This window comes from Arthrobacter sp. 10L430, from assembly GCF_056395245.1.
This window is the reverse complement of the sequence record NZ_JBFTJD010000050.1, coordinates 1-3,915: the sequence shown is the minus strand read 5'-3', so window position 1 is coordinate 3,915 and position 3,915 is coordinate 1. Positions and strand designations below refer to the sequence as shown.

The following is a 3,915-nucleotide window of genomic DNA, read 5'->3' as shown; positions in this document are numbered from 1 at the left end:
ACCAAAGCCAGCGCCCCGACAGAACGGGACCCCGGCCCCGAGCTCTACAGCACCGGACTCAGCCCTGAAGAAGGCCTCTGGCACCGCACCGGATGGGCAGGACGCACATGACACACCCGGGAATTACACACGTTTTGTCCTATAACCCCCGGAGAACGTCTCAGGCGGTGGCTTCCGCCTCTTCCCTTGTGCCGGTGAGGTCCTCGACCGCCTTTTCCATGTGGAGTTTGATGGCTTTGTGGAGTTCTTCCCTGTCGCCTGCCTTGAGCAGATCGAGGATGTTCTGGTGTTCCTGCACAAGGACGTCTATCCGGGGGTAGGCGACAGCCAGGTTCAGAATGCACATCCTCGATTCGGCTGCCAGGGTCTCGTAGATCCGGATCAGTCGAGTGTTGCCTGCACCGGCCACGAAGGAGGTATGGAATTGCATATCCAGCCGTGCAATCGCCTGCCAGTCCGAGACCTCCACCTGTTTCGCCATGTCCCTGATGATGTCCTTCAGGGCCTGGCAGGTGCGCTTAACCGGATGCTGGCCGGCATCAAGCAGCGCGTCTGCTGCGGTTGATTCAACAGCCTCACGGACGGCATAGATCTCCTTGATGTCAGCGATAGTGAGCTCGAGTACGAAAACACCCCGATTACGCCGGCTGACAAGGATCCCCTCCTGGCACAGCCGCTGCAACGCCTCACGGACAGGGCCCCTGGATGTGTGCAGCTGTGAGGCCAGGACAGATTCATTGATCTGTTCTCCCGGGCCGAAGGCCCCCTGAACAATTTGTTCGCGCAGCTGATCGGCTATCAACTGCGCCGTGGGCCTCCCCTCCAGTGCAAACAGGCTCTCCGATGCCGCCATTGACATCCCCCTCATTTCACTCTTAGGCAAACTACATATTTTTTAGACTGCTATTGCGGTGTACTTGGTCTCAAGAAATTCTTCGATGCCAATCTTGCCGCCTTCGCGCCCCAGCCCGGATTGCTTGACGCCTCCGAAGGGTGCTGTGGGGTTGGAGACCAGGCCGGTGTTCAGTCCGACCATGCCCACTTCCAGTTCCGCGGAGAAGCGAAGGGCCTTGTCCATATTCTCAGTAAAGACGTAGCCAACGAGGCCCCATTCGGTGTCGTTGGCGAGGCGTAGCACTTCGTCCTCGCTGTCGAACGGAGTGATGGCTGCAACCGGACCGAAAATCTCGGTGCTCATCAACTCGGAGTCCAAGGAGACGTCCGTCAGGACGGTGGGCGTGTAGAAGTATCCACGCCCCTCCGGGCGGCTTCCTCCGGTCAGGACGCGTGCGCCCTTGGCGACCGCGTCGGCTACGAGGCTTTCAACCTTGTCCAGGCCCTTCAGTTCGATCAGGGGTCCGACCTCGGTTCCTTCCACGGCGCCGTTACCTACCCGCAGTTCGGAGATCTTCTTGGCGAACTTCTCACTGAATTCCTCCACCACTGACCGGTGCACGAAGAAACGGTTTGCGGCGGTGCAGGCCTCGCCCATGTTCCGCATTTTGGCCTTCATGGCGCCATCAACTGCCTTCTCAATGTCCGCGTCAGCAAGGACGATGAACGGGGCATTTCCGCCCAGTTCCATCGAGGAGCGCATAACATTGTCGGCCGCCTGGCGCAGCAGGATCTTGCCCACCTCAGTGGAGCCGGTGAAGCTGATCTTGCGTGCGATGCCGCTGCTCGTCCAGTTCTCCACCACGCTGGCGGCGCTGGAGGTGGTAACGACGTTAAGCACGCCGTCGGGAAGGCCGGCCTGCTTGAAAATGTCCACGAGGGCAAGGGACGTCAGCGGCGTCAGCTCGGCAGGCTTGAAGACCATGGTGCATCCGGCGGCGACGGCGGGGGCGATCTTGCGGGTGCCCATGGCCAGCGGGAAGTTCCACGGGGTGACCAGCACGGAGGGACCAACGGGTTCCTTGGTGATCATAATGCGGGTGTTGCCGTCGGTGGAGGTGGCCTGGTCTCCGCTGATGCGCACGGCTTCTTCGGAGAACCAGCGAAGCATTTCGGCGCCGTAAACCACTTCACCCTTTGCTTCGGCAAGCGGCTTGCCCATTTCGGCGGTCATGATCGCGGCGAGCCGATCGGTGTTGGCAATCACCAGCTCAAAGGCGCGGCGCAGGATGTCGGCACGCTGGCGGGGTGTGGACTTGCCCCACTGGACCTGGGCACGACCTGCGGCTTCGATAGCCAAGGCTGCATCTTCCGGTCCGCCATCGGCCACGTAGGCAATGATTTCATTCGTGGCCGGATTTTCAACGGGAAATGTAGCACCGTTGCTGGCCTTCTGCCAAGTGCCATTTATGAACAAGTCGGTGTAGAGGGTACCTGGATCAAATGAAGTGGTCATGTCACGCTTTCAATGATTGAAGGGAAAGATTAGGAGGTGGCTGTCTTCAGCGCCTGGATGAACCTGGCCAAGCCGGTCTGGATCTCATCACTGCTGACGTTCAGCGCGGGGATGATGCGGACGACGTTGCCATTCGGCCCGCAGGTGAGAAGAAGAAGCTCTTCCTTTACAGCGGCCTGCTGGACTGCCAGCGCCGTAGCGGCATCAGGCGTGTTGTCCGCAGACGTGAATTCAACGCCTTGCATGAGGCCACGGCCCCGTACATTTCCGATTCCCGCAAATTCTGTCTTGAGCTTGTCAAGCCCTGCCCGCAGCTCATCGCCCCGAACCAGGGCATTCTCTACCAGGTTCTCGCGCTCAATAACGCCCAAGGTTGCGACGCCGGCTGCGGCCGCTACGGCGTTTCCACCATAGGTGCCGCCCTGTGAACCCGCCCAGGCCTTGCCCATCAGCTCAGTAGAGGCGGCGATGGCTGAGATGGGGAAGCCGCTGGCGAGTCCCTTCGCGGTGATAACCACGTCAGGAGTGATACCTGCCCAGTCGTGGCCCCAGAACTTTCCGGTCCGCCCTACGCCGGCCTGGACCTCATCCAGGATGAGGACGATGCCGTGACGGTCGGCGCGTTCCCGCAATCCCTGCAGGAAGGCAGGGGGAGTGGGGATGTAGCCGCCGTCGCCCAGGACAGGTTCGATGATGAAACCGGCCGTATCTGCGGGGCTGCTGATGCTCAGGAGGAGGTGATCCAATTCCTTCAGGGCGAAGTTGACTGCAGTTTCCTCATCCCATCCATACCGGTAGGCGTGCGGGAAGGGGGCAATGTGCACTCCACCCATGAGGGGAGAAAATCCTGAACGGAACTTCGTGCCGGCCGTGGTGAGCGAAGCAGCGCCCACCGTCCGGCCGTGGAAGCCACCGTGGAAGGAGATGATGTTGGGCCGCCCAGTGGCCATGCGAGCGAGGCGGACCGAAGCTTCCACTGCCTCGGAGCCGGACGTGGCGTAGAAAACGCTGTCCAGCCCCGAAGGCAGGAATTCTCCCAGTTTTTCCGTGAGTTCCAGAAGGGGCTTGTGCATCACGGTGGTGTACTGGGCATGGACAATCTTGCCCACCTGCTCGCGTGCTGCCGCTACGACGTCGGGGTGGCAGTGACCTGTGCTGGTAACACCGATTCCAGTGGTGAAATCGAGGTACTTTTTGCCGTCGGTCGCGTGGATCCAGCTGCCGAGAGCGTGGTCTACGACGACTGGAGTGGCCTGCTTGAGGAGGGGACTGAGAGTTGCCATGTCTTCATACTTTCTTAGGAACTGTAGATTGTCAACAATAGGCGATGTTCAGGAAATCCGCATTATGGGTGCTTTGTGTTACATCGTGTTGAAGCGTTGGGGACGCGCGAAACCAAGGCCGTCGAAGGTGCGTTTGCCCAGGGCTTCGTTGGCGGCGATTTCGCCGTACCCGGTGGCCATTTTGAAGCCTTGGCCGGAGAAGCCGGTGGCGCAGTAGATTTTGCTGTTTTCCCTGAGGTGGCCGAGCAGAGGGTTCCCATCCGAGGTGTAGAGGTCCGGAAA

3 protein-coding genes and 1 pseudogene are annotated in these 3,915 nt (G+C 60.2%); all 4 read right to left on the bottom strand.

The features are described 5' to 3' along the window. Positions 1-160: 160 nt before the first annotated feature. Positions 161-853, bottom strand: coding sequence for a GntR family transcriptional regulator (locus AC1DDG_RS21585; protein ID WP_476877687.1), 693 nt, complete (start codon positions 851-853; stop codon positions 161-163). Between the two features lie 42 nt (positions 854-895). Next, positions 896-2,350: an NAD-dependent succinate-semialdehyde dehydrogenase gene (locus tag AC1DDG_RS21580; protein ID WP_476877686.1), complete on the bottom strand. Its 1,455-nt coding sequence runs from the start codon at positions 2,348-2,350 to the stop codon at positions 896-898. Positions 2,351-2,379: 29 nt separating this feature from the next. After that, the gene (locus AC1DDG_RS21575) at positions 2,380-3,633 is read right to left on the bottom strand and encodes an aspartate aminotransferase family protein (protein WP_476877685.1); all 1,254 of its coding nucleotides are present in this window, start codon (positions 3,631-3,633) and stop codon (positions 2,380-2,382) included. A gap of 78 nt (positions 3,634-3,711) precedes the next feature. Then, positions 3,712-3,915: pseudogene (locus AC1DDG_RS21570) on the bottom strand (N-methyl-L-tryptophan oxidase); the annotation flags it as partial.

What these genes read in the sequence shown, in the direction of transcription:
- AC1DDG_RS21580 (WP_476877686.1), bottom strand. Translation starts at nt 2,350, where the DNA reads ATGACCACTTCATTTGATCCAGGTACCCTCTACACCGACTTGTTCATA.
- AC1DDG_RS21585 (WP_476877687.1), bottom strand. Translation starts at nt 853, where the DNA reads ATGGCGGCATCGGAGAGCCTGTTTGCACTGGAGGGGAGGCCCACGGCG.
- AC1DDG_RS21575 (WP_476877685.1), bottom strand. Translation starts at nt 3,633, where the DNA reads ATGGCAACTCTCAGTCCCCTCCTCAAGCAGGCCACTCCAGTCGTCGTA.